Source organism: Pigmentiphaga litoralis (genome assembly GCF_048632615.1).
Taxonomy (GTDB): Bacteria; Pseudomonadota; Gammaproteobacteria; order Burkholderiales; family Burkholderiaceae_B; genus Pigmentiphaga; species Pigmentiphaga litoralis_B.
On record NZ_CP184479.1, the window covers coordinates 310,438 to 329,255 of the forward strand.

The 18,818-nt window shown below is 64.1% G+C and carries 15 protein-coding genes and 1 pseudogene; 8 read left to right on the forward strand and 8 right to left on the reverse strand.

Going from position 1 to position 18,818, the window contains the following annotated elements:
• Positions 1-446: 446 nt before the first annotated feature.
• Both ACNANG_RS01485 and ACNANG_RS01490 read right to left on the reverse strand, forming a co-directional pair.
• Entirely contained in the window at positions 447-899 is a 453-nt protein-coding gene (locus tag ACNANG_RS01485; protein ID WP_420225697.1) for a hypothetical protein, read from the reverse strand.
• Between the two features lie 127 nt (positions 900-1,026).
• Positions 1,027-1,968 carry a LysR family transcriptional regulator gene (locus ACNANG_RS01490; RefSeq protein WP_420225698.1) on the reverse strand — a complete coding sequence of 314 codons (942 nt, stop codon included), beginning with the start codon at positions 1,966-1,968 and terminating at the stop codon, positions 1,027-1,029.
• 106 nt (positions 1,969-2,074) lie between these two features.
• On the opposite strand from ACNANG_RS01490, the gene ACNANG_RS01495 reads away from it, so the two are divergent.
• From ACNANG_RS01495 to ACNANG_RS01530, 8 genes and pseudogenes are all read left to right on the forward strand, one after another.
• Entirely contained in the window at positions 2,075-2,851 is a 777-nt protein-coding gene (locus tag ACNANG_RS01495) for a citryl-CoA lyase (RefSeq protein WP_420225699.1), read from the forward strand.
• Positions 2,848-3,978, forward strand: a complete 1,131-nt coding sequence (locus ACNANG_RS01500; protein WP_420225700.1) for a Bug family tripartite tricarboxylate transporter substrate binding protein — start codon at positions 2,848-2,850, stop codon at positions 3,976-3,978. The genes ACNANG_RS01495 and ACNANG_RS01500 overlap by 4 nt, the downstream gene beginning before the upstream one ends.
• Before the next feature lie 9 nt (positions 3,979-3,987).
• Positions 3,988-5,073 carry a mandelate racemase/muconate lactonizing enzyme family protein gene (locus ACNANG_RS01505; RefSeq protein WP_420225701.1) on the forward strand — a complete coding sequence of 362 codons (1,086 nt, stop codon included), beginning with the start codon at positions 3,988-3,990 and terminating at the stop codon, positions 5,071-5,073.
• Between the two features lie 12 nt (positions 5,074-5,085).
• Complete coding sequence (locus ACNANG_RS01510; protein WP_420225702.1) at positions 5,086-6,243, forward strand: acyl-CoA dehydrogenase family protein; 1,158 nt, start codon at positions 5,086-5,088, stop codon at positions 6,241-6,243.
• Positions 6,244-6,251: 8 nt separating this feature from the next.
• Positions 6,252-7,088, forward strand: coding sequence for a dienelactone hydrolase family protein (locus ACNANG_RS01515; protein WP_420225703.1), 837 nt, complete (start codon positions 6,252-6,254; stop codon positions 7,086-7,088).
• Positions 7,085-7,543 carry a MaoC/PaaZ C-terminal domain-containing protein gene (locus ACNANG_RS01520; protein WP_420225704.1) on the forward strand — a complete coding sequence of 153 codons (459 nt, stop codon included), beginning with the start codon at positions 7,085-7,087 and terminating at the stop codon, positions 7,541-7,543. Before ACNANG_RS01515 ends, ACNANG_RS01520 begins: the two co-directional genes overlap by 4 nt.
• A 2-nt stretch (positions 7,544-7,545) precedes the next feature.
• Positions 7,546-9,245: pseudogene (locus tag ACNANG_RS01525) on the forward strand (class I adenylate-forming enzyme family protein).
• Between the two features lie 26 nt (positions 9,246-9,271).
• Entirely contained in the window at positions 9,272-10,354 is a 1,083-nt protein-coding gene (locus ACNANG_RS01530) for a Bug family tripartite tricarboxylate transporter substrate binding protein (protein WP_420225705.1), read from the forward strand.
• 145 nt (positions 10,355-10,499) lie between these two features.
• Here the strand turns inward: ACNANG_RS01530 and lpdA are convergent, their stop codons facing one another.
• From lpdA to ACNANG_RS01560, 6 genes are all read right to left on the reverse strand, one after another.
• Positions 10,500-11,924 carry a dihydrolipoyl dehydrogenase gene (gene lpdA, locus ACNANG_RS01535; RefSeq protein ID WP_420225706.1) on the reverse strand — a complete coding sequence of 475 codons (1,425 nt, stop codon included), beginning with the start codon at positions 11,922-11,924 and terminating at the stop codon, positions 10,500-10,502.
• A gap of 14 nt (positions 11,925-11,938) precedes the next feature.
• Complete coding sequence (odhB, locus tag ACNANG_RS01540) at positions 11,939-13,186, reverse strand: 2-oxoglutarate dehydrogenase complex dihydrolipoyllysine-residue succinyltransferase (RefSeq protein WP_420225707.1); 1,248 nt, start codon at positions 13,184-13,186, stop codon at positions 11,939-11,941.
• 88 nt (positions 13,187-13,274) lie between these two features.
• Positions 13,275-16,142, reverse strand: coding sequence for a 2-oxoglutarate dehydrogenase E1 component (locus tag ACNANG_RS01545; RefSeq protein WP_420225708.1), 2,868 nt, complete (start codon positions 16,140-16,142; stop codon positions 13,275-13,277).
• Positions 16,143-16,431: 289 nt separating this feature from the next.
• Positions 16,432-17,742 carry a citrate synthase gene (locus ACNANG_RS01550; protein WP_420225709.1) on the reverse strand — a complete coding sequence of 437 codons (1,311 nt, stop codon included), beginning with the start codon at positions 17,740-17,742 and terminating at the stop codon, positions 16,432-16,434.
• Between the two features lie 49 nt (positions 17,743-17,791).
• Positions 17,792-18,055 (reverse strand): succinate dehydrogenase assembly factor 2, encoded by a 264-nt coding sequence (locus ACNANG_RS01555; RefSeq protein WP_420225710.1) that lies wholly within the window; start codon positions 18,053-18,055, stop codon positions 17,792-17,794.
• A 4-nt stretch (positions 18,056-18,059) separates the two neighbouring features.
• Positions 18,060-18,776, reverse strand: coding sequence for a succinate dehydrogenase iron-sulfur subunit (locus tag ACNANG_RS01560; RefSeq protein WP_420225711.1), 717 nt, complete (start codon positions 18,774-18,776; stop codon positions 18,060-18,062).
• Positions 18,777-18,818 lie beyond the last annotated feature (42 nt).

An 18,818-nucleotide genomic window follows, 5' to 3' on the forward strand; every position in this document is an offset into this window, starting at 1 on the left:
TGCTCGCGTGGCCCGTGTGGCCTGTGTGGCCTGTGTGGCCGGCATGACCAGCCTGACCAGCACCCGAAGGTGCACGGGCCGCCTTGGCATAGGCTCGCCAGCCTCCATAGTCGGCGGCATCGCGATTAGCGGACGCCCACCCGCCTATGGGTACATCAATGAAGCCGCGATAGTCCTGGAACGTCGACGCGTAGCCAGGTGCGGCAGGCACCTGGCCTTGGGCTCCCGCCGGACTTGCCGCGACGGAAGCAAAGGCAAGGGCAAGGGCAAGCGCCATCGACGACGCGCGCGCCGATGGAAAGATGGAATGAAACATGAAGTCCTCACGGAACGTCGTGGGAACCCGTCAGTGACATCGACGGGAACGAACGTAACGAACGCGGAAAGACCGACAATCCGTGCACGGAACGCGAGGCGTCGCGTGCCGCGGGAAAGCTGTCAGTCCGCTACGCGAGGAAGGCTTGGGGAGGACGCTCGGGGTGCGCCAGATCGGGCGACGCGGGCGCAACAAGAAGTGGGGGGACGACCCGGACGGAAACGAGAGTCGTCACGGCAGGATCGATGCACGTCAGCGTGGCGGCTGGACTGCACGGTGTGCAGCTGGTGCAGACGGCGCCATGGGCAGTGTGCCCACCGTTCTTGGCTATACCCTGGGTGTCGTGTCCCTGGGTGTCGTGTCCCTGCATGCTGCTATGCCCGCCGGTGTCGTGGTGAGCAGCGTCATGTTGCAGACCGTCATGGGACAACACATCGCGCACCATCGCCCGCACTCCATCTTCGGCCAACGCACCCGCCAGCGCGGCATCGCACGACGCCATGCGCGCGGCCGCGTACCCTTGCATCGGCAGGGTCAGCAGCAACGACAGGATAAGAAGAAAACGCCAGAGTGAACGGTGCATGGTCACGGCTAGTTTATCTCAATAGCGGCATGCGAATACCAGGGCGCACGCTCGCCGCAATTCATCCAGTTTCCGGTTGCGGCTGAGAAGTGGGGGTCGGTGCGATGACGCCAACGTCAGGCCTGCATCACTGCAGGAACAGCTCGGCCACCACCTTACGCAGCCACTGATTGGCGGGATCGTGGTGGCTGCGTTCATGCCAGAACTGCTTGACCTCGAATCGCGGGACATCGATTGGCAGCGGCAGGGTTTTCAGCCCGGGCATGGGCTTCATGTAGGCCATGACATAACTCGGCACGATGGCGAGCAGGTCGGTCTGCTGGACGATGCTGGGCACCACCATGAAGTGCGGCACGCGCAAGGCGATGCGGCGCTTCATGTTCTTGCTGGCCAGGTAGCGTTCGATGAGCGACGTCGTGGAATGCTGCGCGCTGGCGTGGCTGTAGCGCGACCCGGCGGGCTCGATCAGGACGTGGGATTCGGCGGCGAACTGCTTGAGGCTCAGCCGCTTGCCTACGCGCGGGTGATCGCTGCGCGCAAGGCACACATATGAATCATCGAACAGCCGCTGCTGGTAGAAGCCTGCTTGAAGGCTGGGCAGAAAGCCCATTGCAAGATCGGCGTTACCGGCGATGAAGGCGTCTCGGTAGGACTCGCGCGGCAGTTGCAGCACACGCAGGTTGGCGCCCGGCGCGATCTGCGACAGGCGCACGATCAGCTGCGGCAGGTACACCAGTTCGCCGATGTCACTGAGCAGCAACTGGAAAGTGCGATCGGTGGTGGCGGGTTCGAAGTGCGTGACGCGGTTCAGGCCGGCCTGCATCAGCGCAAGCCCTTCGCGTATCGGCGTGTCGATCTGCAGCGCATAGGCGGTGGGTTCCATGCCGCCGGGCAGCCGCACGAACAGGGGGTCGCCGGTCAGTTTGCGCAGCCGGGTCAAGGCATGGCTCATGGAGGACTGCGACAGCCCAAGCCGCAGGCCCGCACGGGTCACGTTCCGGTCCTGCATCAGGGCCTGGAAGGCGGTGAGCAGGTTCAGATCCATATCGGTCACATCGATTTTGGTCATAGTGTGTATGAAGCGCTTCGATTGTTGAGCGTGCTCAGCGAATGGTACCTTGCGGAAAAATAAAGCAGGGCCACCGAGGAGACATGATGCAACGAGGCGCCCCCCCATGCGTTCGGCCATGGGCCGCAGCACGGCAACCACGATTACGGTGCAGGGCCTGGACCTGTGTGACGACGTGCTGGGCACGCTGAACCTGGGCGATTTCGCGTTCCTGGAAATCACGGGCAAACGTCCCGACGCGCACCAGTCTGTCGTGTTCAATGCCATGCTGGCAACGCTGGTGGAGCACGGGATGACGCCGATGGTGATGGCGGCGCGGCTGACCTACCTGGGGGCGCCGGAATCACTGCAGGCGGCCGTGGCGGCCGGGCTGTGCGGCATCGGGAGCACGTTTGCCGGGACGGCGGAAGGCGCGGCGAAACTGCTGCAGGCGGCATATGGAACTGCGGGTGACGCCACCCACGTCCTGGCCGCGCGCATCGTGGCCGAACATCGCGCCGCGCGCCGCCCCATTCCCGGCCTGGGCCACAACCTGCACAAGCCGGTCGATCCGCGCACGACGCGCCTGTTCGAACTCGCCGGGGAACACGGTCTGCACGGGCGGTATGTCGCGTTGATGAACGCGATTTCCGTGGAAGCCGAACGTGCCGCCAACAAACCAGGCCAGTTGCCCGTCAACGCCACCGGCGCGCTGGGCGCCTTGTGCTGCGAACTGGCCATCCCGTGGCAGCTGTGCCGAGGGCTGGCGGTGATCGGGCGGTCGGTCGGCATCGTCGGCCATCTGGCCGAGGAGCTGCGCAATCCCATTGCGCGGACACTGTGGGAACGCACCGAGGCCGAGACCTCGGGCGTCGATGAGGCACCCGGAGGAGACCAACCATGAATCCCCTGTTCACCCAGCGGCGGTGCGCGTTGCGCGCGGCCGCGATCGGACCTTTGTGGAGGCTGGCGGCGGTGGTGTCCACCCTGTCGGCAGCGCTGTCGTCGCCGGCGTCGGCGGCTGACGCATCAGCGGGCAGTTCCGCCAGCACGGCGGCCGCAGGTGCGTCCAGGAACGCCGCCGATCAAGCGGGTGGCGCCCCAGCCGACAAGGCGACCTCGCGGATCGCGGCTTGGCCTGTGCGGCCCGTGCGCGTGATCGTGCCGTTCGCCCCGGCAGGCACGGTGGACATGCTGGCCCGTTACGTCGGCAACCAGATGCAGAAGCAGACGGGTCAGGCCTTCGTGATCGAGAATCGCCCGGGCGCGGGCGGCAATGTGGGGACCGAGCAGGCCGTGCAGGCGCCCGCCGACGGCTACACCTTGCTGGTAAGCGGGCTGCCGACGCACATCTTCAACCCCTTCCTATATGCGAAGCTGCCGTTCGACCCGATGCGCGACCTGACGCATATCGCGATGCTGGCGTCAGCGCCCAATCTGCTGATCGTCAACCCCGGCCTGGACATCAAGACCGTGAGCGAGCTGGTGGAGCGGGCCCGCTCGCAACCCGGCAGGATCAGCTTTTCGTCCGCCGGCAACGGGACCAGCGGGCATCTGGCTGGCGAACTGCTGCGCGGGCAAACCGGCGTGGCTGTCCAGCACGTGCCCTACAAAGGGCAATCGGATGCGATCTCGGCGGTGGTGCGGGGTGACGTGGCCTTTGCCTTCGTCACGATTCCCGGCACGCTGGCCCTGGTCAATGACGGGAGGCTGCGCGCCATTGCGGTCACCAGCAAGGCACGAAGCAAGCTGGTGCCCGACGTGCCCACGGTCGCGCAGGCGGGCTACCCGGATTTCGAAGTACTGGCCTGGTATTCGATGGCCGCGCCTGCCCGCACGCCATTGGATGTCGTCGACACCCTGGCCGCGTCATTGACCCGCAATCTGGGCACCGCCGAATCGCGCGACTGGCTGGCCGCGCAGGGTCTGGAGCCCAACGTGCTGACCAAGGACGCCTTTCTGACGTACATGCATGCCGAAACCGCCAAGTGGGGGCCGATCATCCGCGCGTCGGGCGCGGTCGCGAACTGAGGGGTAGCCATGCGTATCGTCGGCCACACGCTCTACCGCTATCGCCTGCCGTATGCGCGCGCCGTCGCGTGGTCGGACACCATCGAGGACGGCGCGGATTTTCTGTTGTTGCGGCTCACCGCGGATACGGGGCAAGAAGGCATCGCCGAAACCGTGCTCAAACCGACCTGGAACGGGGCGAGCGCCCGCACCATCGCGGCCGCCCTGGAAGACGTGCGGCTGCCGTGGCTGGACGGCCAGGACGTGTCGGACCCGGCAACCGTTGCGGCCCGGTGCGCCATGATCCCGGGTCAGCAGGCCGCTTGCACGCTGTTGGATAACGCGCTGTGGGACCTGCGTGCGGCGGCGGCCGGCAAACCGTTATGGCAACTCTGGGGCGGGCGGGACGCGGTGGACCTGTCCTGGGTGCTGACACGCCAGGCGCCCAGGTTGATGGTGCGGGAAGCGGTCGATGTGATCGCCCGTTACGGCTTTCGCGCGCTGAAGATCAAGGGTGGCCAGGGACTGGACATTGACGTGCAGGCCGTTGGCGAAATCCGTGCGGCGGTAGGAAGCGATATCGCTTTGTTTGTTGACGCCAATGGCGCCTATCCGCGGGACGCCGCCAAAGCCTACGTCGAGGCCATGACCAGTGCCGGCGCAGCCTTGGTCGAAGACCCGAGCCCGCTTGCCCCGGATGCGGCGTTCCAGGTCTTGCAGGAATCGCTGGCCTCTCCGGTGCTGGTCGACTTCGGCAACACCTGCGTACGCGACGCGGCGCTGTTTCTTGCACAAGGCGCGCGGGCGCTCAGCCTCAAACCCGGGCGCTTCGGATTGACGGCGACCCGCCAGATGGCGGAACTGGCCGCTGCGCACCATGCCCAGACCGTGGTCGGCATGTTTGGCGAAAGCGCGCTGGGCACCCTGACGGCACTGGCGCAAGCCGCCTGTCTGCCCGCGACGGCACTTCCGGCCGAGACAACCTGGTACCTGGCGATGACAGCCCAGATCACCGACCTTCCCGCGATCCGTGACGGGCGGCTGCGCCTGCCCGCGACGGCCGGGTTGGCGCAGCAGGTGGACTGGGACCGCGTGACGTCTTTCACACGATCTTGAGGATATTTGCACATGCAGCAGTTCGGGCTCAATGAGGACCAACGTCTGATCAGCGACGCTGTACGCACGCTGGCCAGAGAACAATTTGCGCAAGGTGCGGCGCACGCCGACCGCCAGTACCGGCCGCCGGTGGAGAACGTGCGGGTGCTGGCCGAGCATGGCTACACCGGCCTGTTCCTGCCGGAAGCCTACGGCGGCGCCGGTTTGGGATTGATGGAAACGGTGCTGGTGATCGAACAGCTGGCGCGTTCTTGCGCCAATACCGCCATCCTGTTCTCGTGCACCGACGGCGCGACGCCGCGCGCCCTGCTCCATCTGGGTAGCGAAGCGCAAAAGGAAAAATATTTGCATCGCATCGCCAAGGGCGAGCTGCTGACCGCCTGGAGCATGTCGGAGGCCAACGCGGGATCGGACGTTGGCAATGTACAGACCAGGGCGGTGCCCGACGGCGACCATCTGGTCTTGAACGGCAGCAAGCTGTGGTGCACGGCCGCGCAGGTGGCGGACCTGTTCCTGGTGCTGGTCAGGCTGAGCTCCGCCCCCGGACTGGCCGGCGTCGGCGCGGTGCTGATCGACAGGGACACTCAAGGATTTACGGTAAGCAAGCATCTGGACCTGCTGGGCCTGCGCGGCACGGGCATGGCCGAACTGGTGTTCCAGGACTGCCGCATTCCGGCGAGCAACCTGCTGCTGCCCGCCGGGGGCATGCGCCAGCTGTTCCAGGTCCTGGATGCCGACCGCATCGCCGGCAATCCGCCCATCTGCCTGGGCGTGGCCGAGGCCGCGCTTGAGCACATCACGGCCCACCTGCAGGAGCGCACGCAGTTCGGCAAGCCGTTGGCCGAGCAGCAAGGCTTGCAGTGGAAGCTGGCCGACATGGCGATCGATGTCGAAGCGGCGCGCGCCCTGCTCTACCGCGCCGCTGCCCGGGTCGATGCCGGGGAACCCAGCATCGTCGACACGTCCATCACCAAGACCTATGTCAATCAGATGGCGGTGCGGGTCACGAACGAGGCGATGCAACTGGCCGGCGCCTACGGTTTGTCCGAGGAGTACCCGTACGAACGGCATTTCCGTGACGTGCGTGGCATGTCCATCGGCTACGGCACGACCGAAATCCACCGCAGTTCGATCGCCCGCGAACTGCTCAAAGGCAATTACGCATTCTGAGGATGCCCATGACTTCGCAATCCATGACTGCCGCATCGACGCCCGCTGAATCGACGCCCGCTGAATCGACGCCCGCTGCATCGACGTCTGCTGCATCGACGCCCGCCGCATCGATGCCCGCCGCATCGACGTCTGCTGCCTCCGGCACCGGCGCTGTGTCCACGGTAACCCTGTCCGCCGGCGACGAACATTCGTTCCAGGCCTACGTCAGCCGCCCGGCCCGTCCGAATGGCCGCGCCATCGTCATCCTTCAGGAAATCTTTGGTGTGACTCACGCCATCCGGGACGTGGCCGACCGCTATGCGGCCGAGGGTTATCTGGCCCTGGCGCCGGACCTGTTCTGGCGCATTCGCCCGGGCATCGAGCTGTCGCATTCGAAAGAAGACATTGCCCTGGCCTTCGAGGCCCTGAAGCAGTTCGATGAATCCCTGGCCGTCCAGGATATCGCGCGCGTGGTGGATTACGCGCACCAGGAAGTGGGGCCCGACGCGCCGGTCGCCGTACTGGGCATGTGCCTGGGCGGCAAGCTGGCCTACCTGTGTGCGACACGCATCGACGTCGATGCGGCCGTGTCGTTCTACGGCGTGGGCATTGAAAAGAACCTGGACGAGGCGGATCGGGTGGCATGCCCGCTGCTTTTGCATATCGGTGCGAGAGACACCTATATCGACGCCACGGCGCGCGAGCAGATTGCACACACGCTGGCCACGCGGCCCGATGTTACCTTGCACGTGTACGAAGAGGCAGGCCACGGCTTTTACACGCGCGAGACATCGACCTCGCGCGAGACGGCGCACACACGCACTACCGCCTTTCTGGACGCCAGCCTGGGCGGCGCGCCATGACCGGTATGCACACCTTCGACACCCTGGAAGTCGGCATGACCTGGCGGGGCCCGGCCCGCACGCTGACCGAAGCCGAGCTGGCATGGTCATGCATGACCAGCGGCGACTGGCATCCCATCCATGCCGATGCATCGTTCGCGGCCACGACCGCGGCGGGCCAACGCATGTTCCAGGGCAGCTACGGCATCCACCTGGCCCTCGGCATGGCGACGCACTTGCCCGAACTGGGCGACGCGGTCATCGCGGCGCTGGGACTGAACGAATGGAACTTTCGTGCGCCCCTGTTCGTGAATGACACGGTCCATGCCGAGGTCGAACTGACAGGAAAGCGCGAGACACGCGACGGTGCACGCGCCGTGATCGAGCGCCGCGTACGCCTGGTCAAGTCGGGCGGCGGCATCGCGCATGAAGGACAGATCTCCACGCTTATCCACCGACGGAGCACCGCGACATGAATATGGGAGACGTGTTCATCCGGAACGCGCAGTGTTTCGGCGATCATCCGGCCGTGCGGTTCGAGGGGCGAACCGTCACGCACCGCCAGTTGTTCGCCCGCATTCGCCACTTATTGAGCGCGCTCGAAAAGCGGGGTGTGAAGCGGCAGGACCGTATCGCCATCCTGTCGCGCAACTGCGTCGAGTATCTTGAAATCTACGGGGCCGCTGCCGTGGGCGGGCTGATCGGTGTCGGTGTCAACTATCGGCTGTCCTTGCCTGAACAGACCGTGATCCTGCAGGACGCCGATCCGGCGGTGGTGTTTTTCGAAGACTGCTACACCGACCGAGTGGAAGGCTTGCGTGCCAGCCTGAATCCGTCGGTGATGTATGTCTGCATCAACGGATTGGCGGCTTCCGTAGCCGAGAACACGGCGGTCGACAGCGCGGGGGTTCAGGACGGCGCCGCAAGCGCAGCAGGCGGCGGCGTCGAAGCCGCAGCAGGTGACGGCGCCGAAGCCGCGGCAGTTGACGGCGCCGCAAGCGCGGCCATGCCGGTTCCTTCGTGGGCCATGTCGTACGAAGCGCTGTTGGCCACCGGCGCAGCGGCTTCGCCCACCCTGCGTGCGCAGGACGACGATACCTTTCTGTTGATCTACACCAGTGGCACCACGGGCTTGCCCAAGGGCGTCATGCTGGGTAGCGCCGGGCAACTGGAGCAGACACGATCACAGGCCATTTCGCACCTGGCCAGCCAGACCGATCGCATGCTGATCGTGATGCCGTTCTATCACATAGGCGGGCCGACCGAACTCTTCACCTACCTGATCGCGGGCGGCACCATCGTGCTGCACCGGACCTTCGATGCCGTGCGGGTCCTGGACAGCATCGCCGCTGAACGTGTGACCGTCGCGCATCTGGCGCCCACCATGATCCAGATGCTGCTGGAGGCGTTGGCGCAGCATGCGTGCGATCTGTCATCGCTGCATACCATCGTCTACGCATCGGCCCCGATGTCCGTCGCGCTGTCGCGGCGCGCACGCGCGGCCTTCGGCCCGATCTTCATGCAGATCTATGGCATGACCGAAGTGGGCCTGGGCAGTGTGCTTCAGAAACACCAGCACGTGCTGGAAGGACCCGCCGACCAGGTCAAGCGGCTGGCATCGGCAGGGCAACCCTACTTCGACACCGACATGCGCATCATGCGCGATGACTTCACGGAATGCGGCGTGGGCGAAGTCGGGGACATCTGGGTCCGCTCACCCGCTTTGATGCAGGGCTACTGGCGACGCCCCGATGCCACCGCGGCCGCCTTCCACGACGGCTACCTGAAAACCGGCGACATGGGCTACTGGGACAACGACCACTTTCTGTTCATCGTGGACCGGCGCAAGGACATGATCGTATCGGGCGGCGAGAACATCTATTCGAGGGAAGTGGAAGAAGCCCTGCTGGCGCACCCGGCGGTGGCCGAGGCCGCCGTGATTGGCGTGCCCGATCCGCAGTGGGGGAATCCGTCATGGCCGTGGTGGTTCTGCGGCCAGGGGCCGAGCTGTCGCTGGACGACGCCGTCACGCACTGCCGGGCACTGATCGCCAGCTACAAGAAACCCAAGATCCTGCAGATCGTGGACACCATGCCACGCGTTGTCAGCACCAACAAGATCGACAAGAAAGCCCTGCGAGAGCCGTATTGGCGCGACCAGAACCGACAGATCGCCTGAAGGCGACGACTTCCAAGGAGACATTGATGCGTACCCTGCTTCGCAGCCTGGCAGCTGCGGTGGTGTTCCCCGCCTGCCTAACGCAGCCTGCCCAGGCCCAGAGCCAGGTCCCGGCACAGGCCGAGATCCAGGGCCGGACCCGGACCCAGGCTCAGACCCAAGCCCAGACCATGCCGCCGACCCAGGCCGCGCCCTCGTCCACGGCTGCCTGGCCGACCCGGCCCGTCCGGGTGATCGTGCCCTTCACCGCCGGCGGGCTGACCGATGTGCTGATGCGCGGCATTGGTCAGGAACTTGGCCAGCAATGGGGCCAGGCCGTGATCGTGGAAAACCGGCCGGGCGCCAATACCATCATCGGAGCGGAAGCGGCAGCCAAGGCTGCGCCGGATGGCTACACCTTCTTGATGGCCAACGACCCGACGCTATCGGCCAACCAGCAGTTGTACAAGAAGCTGCCGTATGACCCCGTCAACGACTTCGTCCCGGTCATCAATCTGGTGGCGACGGAAGGTCTGCTGGTGGTGCGCGAGGACTTTCCGGGCAAGACCGCGCAAGACCTGATCGAACAGGCCAAGGCGCGCCCTGGCCAGGTGACGTACGGCACTTTCGGCCTGGGCAGCAAAGCGCATCTGGACGCCGAGGCCCTGGCCCGCGCTGCCGGCGTCAAGTTCAACCACATTCCGTACAAGGGCGTGACCGAGGTGATGGCGGCGCTGTCAGGCGGACAGATCGACTTCACGATTGCAGGCCCGCCATCCGCCATCCCGCTGGTCAAGGGCGGCAAGATCCGCGCGTTGGCCGTGGCCGCCGCGCAAAGACACCCGCTGTTTCCCGACGTGCCGACCTTTGCGGAGTCAGGTGTGGCCGGCATGGCGTCCAGTTCGTGGTTCGGACTGGTGGCGCCCCGGGGCACGCCCGCACCCATCGTCAGCCGCGTGGCAGCGGACGTCTCCCGCATCATTAGGCGGCCCGAGTTCCAGCAACGGTATATCACCGGTGTCGGGCTGACCGTGCTCGACATGGACCCGGCGGCGTATGCGACGTTTCTGGATGGGGATCGGCGCAGGTACGCCGAGCAGATCAAGGCTGCAGGTGTATCGCTGGATTGAACTGGCCAGCACCGAGACGATGACCCTCAATGAAAAAGGCCTGCCAGGTTTCCCCGGCAGGCCTTTTTTATTGCTGCCTTCATTTACCGCAAGGCATCGTCTTCTTCATCAATCCTGGCGGACGCAGCGCGCCCACCAAGCCGACTTAGAAGTTCAGCGCGCGCTTGTCCACCGCCAGAGCGGCTTCCTTGACGGCTTCGGACAGCGACGGATGCGCATGGCAGATCCGGGCGATGTCTTCGGACGCGGCACGGAATTCCATCGCGACCACGCACTCCGAGATCAGCTCGGACGCTTGCGGGCCGACGATGTGCACGCCGAGGATTTCGTCGGTCGTGGCATCGGCCAGGATCTTGACCAGACCGGTCGTGTCACCCAATGCACGTGCGCGGCCGTTGGCCAGGAACGGGAAGGTACCGGCCTTGTAGGCGCGGCCTTCGTTCTTGAGCGACTGTTCGGTCTGACCCACCCACGAAATTTCGGGGTTGGTGTAGATGACCCAAGGCACGGTGTTGAAGTTGACGTGCCCATGCTGGCCAGCGATACGCTCGGCCACGGCAACGCCTTCTTCTTCGGCCTTGTGCGCCAGCATCGGGCCACGAACCACGTCGCCGATGGCCCAGACATTGGGCAGGCCGGTCTTGCAGTCGCCGTCGACTTCGATGAAACCCCGCTCGTCCAGCTTCAGGCCCACGCCTTCGGCATTCAGACCCGTGGTGTGCGGCGCGCGGCCGATCGACACGATCAGCTTGTCGACCACCAGCGTTTGGGCGGCGCCAGCGGCGTCGGTGTAGTTGACCGTGATGGTGTCGCCCGACTGGATTTCGCCAATCTTCACGCCCATCGTGATCTTCAGACCCTGCTTGGTCAGCGCCTTGAAGGCTTCCTTGGCAACCTGTTCGTCGGCGGCGCCGAGGAAGGTTGGCATGGCTTCAAGAATCGTGACCTCGGCACCCAGGCGGCGCCACACGCTGCCCATTTCCAGACCGATCACGCCCGCGCCGATCACGCCCAGACGCTGGGGCACTTCGGGGATCGTCAGTGCGCCTTCGTTGGACAGGATCTGCTTTTCGTCGAACGGCATGCCCGGGAAGGCGCGCGGGCTGGAGCCCGTTGCGACGACCACGTGCTTGCCGACCAGGTCTTCGGACGCATTGCCGGTGACCTTGATGGCCCAGCCGCCTTCGACCTGACCGGCAAAGGCTGCCGTGCCATGGAAGAAGGTGACCTTGTTCTTCTTGAACAGGTACAGGATGCCGTCGTTGTTCTGCTTGACGACGTTATCCTTGCGGCCCAGCAGCTTGGCCAGGTCGAGACCCAGACCTTCCACCTTGATGCCGTGATCGGCAAAGTGGTGGCCGGCCTGTTCGAAATGCTCGGACGATTGCAGCAGCGCCTTGGACGGAATGCAGCCCACGTTGGTGCAGGTCCCGCCTGGAGCAGGGCCGCCCTTGGCGTTGGACCATGCGTCGATGCACGCGACCGACATGCCCAGCTGGGCTGCGCGGATCGCGGCGATGTAGCCGCCAGGGCCCGCGCCGATGACGACGACGTCGAATTGTTTAGCCATTGTTCAGTGACTCCTTAGATGTCCAGCAGCAGACGCTGCGGATCTTCCAGGGCGTCCTTGATGGCGACCAGGGCCAGGACGGCTTCACGGCCGTCAATGATGCGGTGGTCATACGACAGCGCGAAGTAGTTCATCGGACGGATGACGATCTGGCCCTTTTCGACCACGGCGCGTTCCTTGGTGGCGTGCACGCCCAGGATGGCCGATTGCGGCGGGTTGATGATCGGGGTCGACAGCATCGAACCGAACGTACCGCCGTTCGAGATCGAGAACGTGCCGCCGGTCAGGTCGTCCATGCCCAGCTTGCCGTCCTTGGCCTTCTGGCCGAATTCGGCGATCTTCTTTTCGATCTCGGCCAGGCTCAGCTGGTCGGCATTGCGCAGGATCGGCACGACCAGGCCGCGCGGGCTGCCCACGGCGATACCGATGTCGAAGTAACCGTGGTAGACGATGTCCTTGCCGTCCACCGACGCGTTGACGACCGGATAGCGCTTCAGTGCGGCAACCACGGCCTTCACGAAGAAGGACATGAAGCCCAGCTTGACGCCGTGGTCCTTCTCGAACTTCTCTTTGTACTTGTTGCGCAAGTCGATCACGGCTTGCATGTTGATTTCGTTGAACGTGGTCAGAATCGCGTTTTCGGCTTGCGATTGCAGCAGACGTTCGGCAACACGGGCACGCAGGCGGCTCATGGGCACCCGCTGTTCCGGACGGCCGTTGACCAGCGTCGTGGCGTCGGCAACCGGGGCCTTCGGCGCGGCAGGCGCGGCCTGGCCAGCGGCAGGCGCGGAGGCGTTCAGGGCATCGCCCTTGGTGATGCGGCCACCGCGGCCCGAACCGTCGACCGATTCAGGGGCAATGCCCTTTTCGGCCAGCAGCTTGGCGGCGGCAGGCGACGGGATCGCTGCGGCAGGCGCAGATGCGGCGGCGGGTGCGGCGGCCGGAGCAGCGGCGGCAGGCGCCGCGGCCGGGGCGGCAGCAGGAGCCGGTGCGGCAGCGGCCGGGGCGGCGCCCGCGGCGGCAGCCGTGTCGATCTTGGCAAGCAGTTCGCCCGAAGCGACGGTGCTGCCGTCGGCCTTCAGGATTTCGGTCAGCACGCCAGCCGACGGAGCCGGCACTTCGAGCACGACCTTGTCGGTTTCGATTTCGATCAGGATCTCGTCGACGGCGACGGCTTCACCTGGCTTCTTCTTCCAGTTGAGCAGCGTGCCTTCGGACACGGATTCGGAGAATTGGGGGACTACAACGTCATGAACAGCCATTTCAGTATCTTCCGCAAAAAGTATTCTGGTTTGCAATCAAGGCGGGGGTGCCTGCGGGACCCACGTTCGGGCGAGTCCCGGTATTTCCTTACTTGGTGAGGAACACCCCTTTCATCTTGCCGAACGCCTGGTCCAGCAAAGCCTTGAGCTGCTCCTGGTGCTTGGCGTAGTAACCCACTGCCGGCGATGCCGACGCGGCACGCCCAGCGTAACCGAGCTTCTGACCGGTGGTCATGTTCTCGTACAGATGGTGCTGCACGTAGAACCAGGGACCCTGGTTTTGCGGCTCGTCCTGGCACCAGATGACTTCGGTCAGGCCGGGATACTTCTTCATTTCGGCAGCGACCATCTTGTGCGGGAACGGATACAGCTGTTCGACACGCGCGATCGCCACGTCGGTGGCGGCGCGTTCGGTGCGCGAGGCAACCAGGTCGTAGTAGACCTTGCCCGAGCACAGCACGAGGCGCTTGACCTTCGAGGCGTCGAGCGTCTCGTCGGTTTCACCGATCAGGGTCTGGAAGCCACCCGAGGTCAGGTCGGACAACGGCGACGAGGCAGCCTTGTTACGCAGCAGCGCCTTCGGCGTCATGATGATCAGCGGCTTGCGGAACGGGCGGATCATCTGGCGACGCAGCACATGGAAGATCTGCGATGCCGTGGTCGGCTGCACGACTTGCATGTTGTTGTCGGCACACAGCTGCAGGAAGCGTTCGATGCGGCCCGACGAGTGTTCAGGACCCTGGCCTTCGTAGCCGTGCGGCAGCATCAGCACGAGACCCGACTGACGGCCCCACTTGGCTTCGCCGGAGCTGATGAACTGGTCGATCACGACCTGGGCGCCGTTGGCGAAGTCGCCGAACTGGCCTTCCCAGCACACGAGCGTGTTCGGCTCGGCGGCGGAATAACCGTATTCGAAGCCCATCACGGCTTCTTCGGACAGCAGCGAGTCGATCACGCGGAACGGCGCCTGGGCTTCGGACACGTTCTGCAGCGGCACGTAGACGCCTGCGTCCCAGCGCTCGCGCTTCTGGTCGTGCAGGACGGCGTGACGGTGCGTAAAGGTGCCGCGGCCCGAATCCTGACCGGTCAGGCGCACCGGGTAGCCCGACGACACCAGGCTGGCAAACGCCAGGTGCTCGCCCATGCCCCAGTCCAGGTTCAGTTCGCCGCGCGCCATGGCGCGACGGTCGTTCAGGACCTTTTCGACGATCGGGTGGACCTTGAAGTCGTCCGGCACGGTCGTGATGCGTTCGCCCAGGCGCTTGAGTTCCGCCAGCGGCATCGCGGTGTCACCCACGTCGGTCCACTTCTTGTTCAGGAACGGCGACCAGTCGACGGCGTACTTGTTCTTGTAGTTCGTCAGGACGGGGTCGACCGTATGACGGCCTTCGTCCATGGCGGCGCGGAAGTTCTTGACGAATTCGTCCCCCTCGCCTTCGGCCAGCACGCCTTGCGTGGCCAGCTTGTCGGCGTACAGCTTGCGTGTACCAGGATGCTGGCCGATGCGCTTGTACATCAGCGGCTGCGTCAGGGCAGGCGTGTCCTGCTCGTTGTGGCCCAGCTTGCGGAAGCAGATGATGTCGACCACGACGTCCTTGCCGAATTCGGCGCGGAAGTCCATGGCCATCTGCGTGGCGAACACCACGGCTTCAGGATCGTCGCCGTTCACGTGGAACACGGGGGCTTCGATCATCTTGACGACGTCGGTGCAATACAGGGTCGAACGGGTGTCGCGGGGGTCGGACGTGGTGAAACCGATCTGGTTGTTGATGACCAGGTGAACCGTGCCGCCCGTGCCGTAGCCGCGGGTCTGTGCCAGGTTCAGGGTTTCCATCACGACGCCCTGGCCGATGAAGGCCGCGTCGCCGTGCACCAGCACGGGCAGCACTTCCTTGCCGCCTTCCATGCCGCGGCGTTCCTGGCGCGCGCGGGCGCTGCCTTCCACGACAGGGTTGACGATTTCCAGGTGGGACGGGTTGAACGCAAGCGACAGGTGGACCGGGCCACCGCGCGTGGTGACGTCGCTCGAGAAGCCCTTGTGGTACTTCACGTCGCCGGCCGCCAGGCTGTCGTCGTTGTGCTTGCCTTCGAATTCGGCGAACAGGTCCTTGGGCATCTTGCCCAGCGTGTTGACCAGGACGTTCAGACGCCCGCGGTGCGCCATGCCGATCACGATTTCCTGGATGCCGCGCGTGCCGGCATGCTGGATCAGTTCGTCCATCGACGCGATGAAGCTTTCGCCCCCTTCAAGGGAGAAACGCTTCTGGCCGACGTACTTGGTGTGGAGATAGCGCTCCAGGCCTTCGGCAGCGGTCAGGCGTTCCAGGATGTGCTTTTTCTGGTCGACCGTGAACGACGGCGTGGCCTGCGTGCTTTCCAGGCGTTGCTGGATCCAGCGCTTGATGACCGGATCGGTGATGTGCATGAATTCGACACCGATGCTGCGGCAATACGTGTCGCGCAGCGCCTTCACGATCTGGCGAAGCGTCATGTGCTCGGCGGTCGTGAAGTAGGTGTTGGTGGCCGAATAGACCTTGTCCATGTCCGCTTCGGTCAGGCCGTAGAAGCTGGGCTCCAGTTCGGGAATGGCCGGACGTTCGGTGCGCTGCAGCGGGTCGAGATCGGCCCAGCGCGCGCCCAGGAAACGGTACGCGGCGATGATCGACTGGACATGCACCTGCTTGGACGCGACGGCAAGGTCGGTATCGGCAGCGCGCGGCAGGAAGCCATTGCTTCGAGCGCGTTGGGCGAACGATTCGACGACAGGGGCGTGAGCCTGGTCGCGCGTGGATTCGTTGCCGTCGACCGCTGGCATGTGCTGCAGCTGGTCGAAATACGTACGCCAGTTATCGGGGACCGATCCTGGGTTGTCGAGGTAGGCCTCGTAGAGCTCTTCTACGTAAGGCGCATTACCCCCAAACAGATACGAGGTACTGGATTCTTGTAGGCTGGACATGATGTGCGCTTCACCTTGCCGGGTGTTTCACCCGTTCGATGCAGGACGTACCTTCCGCGACACGGCTTTGCCGTTCAGCGGATAGCGAGTGCGGGCAGAAGGTGGTGGATGGGAAACCGTGGCCGTTCGCAACCAGACTGTGTCGCTAACATGACGATTCTTTGTGGTCTTCGTAAACCGATCAAGAATAGCATTTCGTATTTGAAACCGCACCTGCATACGCATCAAAAAACACCACTCTTGATAGAAAAAAGGGTTGCCGAAGCAACCCTTTCAACTTACACCAAACTTACCGTGCGTTCAAATCGGCGACGTCACGAGCCGTTTCACCGGTGTACAACTGGCGAGGACGGCCGATCTTGTAGTCGGGATCCGAGATCATTTCGTTCCACTGGGCCACCCAGCCGACGGTGCGGGCCAGCGCGAAGATCGCGGTGAACAGCGAGGTCGGGATGCCGATGGCGCGCTGAACGATACCCGAGTAGAAGTCGACGTTCGGGTACAGCTTACGCGACACGAAGTATTCGTCTTCCAGGGCGACCTTTTCCAGGGCCATGGCGAGCTTGAACAGCGGATCGTCCTGCAGACCGAGCGATTCCAGCACTTCGCGGCAGGTCTCTTGCATGAGCTTGGCGCGCGGATCGTAGTTCTTGTAGACGCGGTGACCGAAGCCCATCAGCTTGACGCCCGACGACTTGTCCTTCACCTTCGCCACGAATTCCGGCAGCTTGTCGACACCGCCCTGCGCCAGCAGGTCTTCCAGCATCTGCAGCGCGGCTTCGTTGGCGCCACCGTGCGCGGGGCCCCACAGGCACGCCACGCCGGCTGCGATGGCAGCGAACGGGTTGGTGCCCGACGAACCGCACAGACGGACGGTCGACGTCGATGCATTCTGCTCGTGTTCCGCGTGCAGGATGAAGATGCGATCCAGCGCGCGCTCGACGACTTCGTTCACCACATACTCTTCGCACGGATTGCCGAACATCATGCGCAGGAAGTTGGCCGTGTACGACAGGTCATTCTTCGGGTAGATGAACGGCTGGCCGACGGAGTACTTGTAGGCCATCGCGATCAGCGTCGGCATCTTGGCGATCAGACGGATCGCGGAGATGTCGCGGTGTTCCTTCTTGGTGATGTCGAGCGAGTCGTGATAGAACGCCGACAGCGCGCCGACCAGACCCGTCAGCACGGCCATCGGGTGGGCATCACGGCGGAAACCGCGCATGAACTGCTGCAGCTGCTCGTTCACCATCGTGTGATGGGTCACGAGGTAGTCGAAGTCAGCCTTTTCCTTCTCGTTGGGCAGTTCGCCCTTCATGACCAGGTGGCAGACTTCCAGGAAGTCGCACTTGACGGCCAATTGTTCGATCGGGTAGCCGCGATACAGCAGCTCGCCCTTGTCGCCGTCGATATACGTAATGCTGGACGAGCACGAGGCGGTCGACATAAAACCGGGGTCAAACGTAAACATCCCGGTTTGTGCATACAACTTGCGAATGTCGACGACGTCCGGACCCACCGTACCTTGATAAACCGGAAATTCGGCGCCCTGGCTCCCATCGGAGAAGGTCAGGGTCGCTTTTTTATCGGAGAGTTTCATCGGTAGTTCCTCGTCTTTGTCAGTGTTCAATTGTTCGGAAAGCTGCGGCTCAGACCTCGCGCAACCGCTTGATCAAGTCCAGCATGGCCGGTGTGGCCAGATCGCCTTCGGGCTCTTTTCGGCCCAGGAGGTAGTCCATCAACTCGTTATCGGTAGCCTCGAGCAACTCGGTCAGCAGCGCGACGTCGACGTCGGTCAGCGTGTCTTCGTGGGCATCGAGGAACCGGGTAAGAATCAAATCATTTTCCAGCAGGCCGCGCCGGGCCCGCCAGCGCAGCCTTGCCCTGTCATGCGGAGACAGTTGAATGGCCACGTCGTTACACCGCGCGCCGAACCAGCAGGTCCTTGATCTTGCCGATCGCCCGGGTCGGGTTCAGGCCCTTGGGACAGACGTCGACGCAGTTCATGATGGTGTGGCAGCGGAACAGACGATATGGATCTTCCAGATTGTCCAAACGTTCCCCGGTCGCTTCGTCGCGCGTGTCGGCCAGGAAGCGGTAGGCCTGGAGCAGACCCGCCGGACCCACGAACTTGTCGGGGTTCCACCAGAACGACGGGCAGGACGTCGAGCAGCACGCGCACAGAATGCACTCGTAGAGGCCGTCCAGCTCTTCACGCGCTTCAGGCGACTGCAGGCGTTCCTTTTCAGGGGCCGGCGACGTGTTGATCAGGTACGGCTTGACCGAGTGGTACTGGTTGAAGAAGTGCGTCATGTCCACGATCAGGTCGCGGATCACCGGCAGACCTGGCAGCGGCTTCAGCACGATAGGCTGCTTGAGCTCGCGCAGGTTGGTCGTGCAGGCCAGGCCGTTTTTGCCGTTGATGTTCATGGCGTCGGAACCGCACACGCCTTCGCGGCATGAACGGCGGAACGACAGGCTGTCATCGCCGTCGTTCTTGATGCGCACCAGCGCATCCAGCAACATCTTGTCGGTCGGCTCGAGTTCGACTTCGAGCTTTTGCATGTAAGGACGCTCGTCCTTGTCCGGATCGTACCGGTAGATTTCAAACTTGACGATTCGCTTGGCACTCATGTGATGCTCCTGCTTGCTGCAGACCGGCGCCGGCCGTTGAGC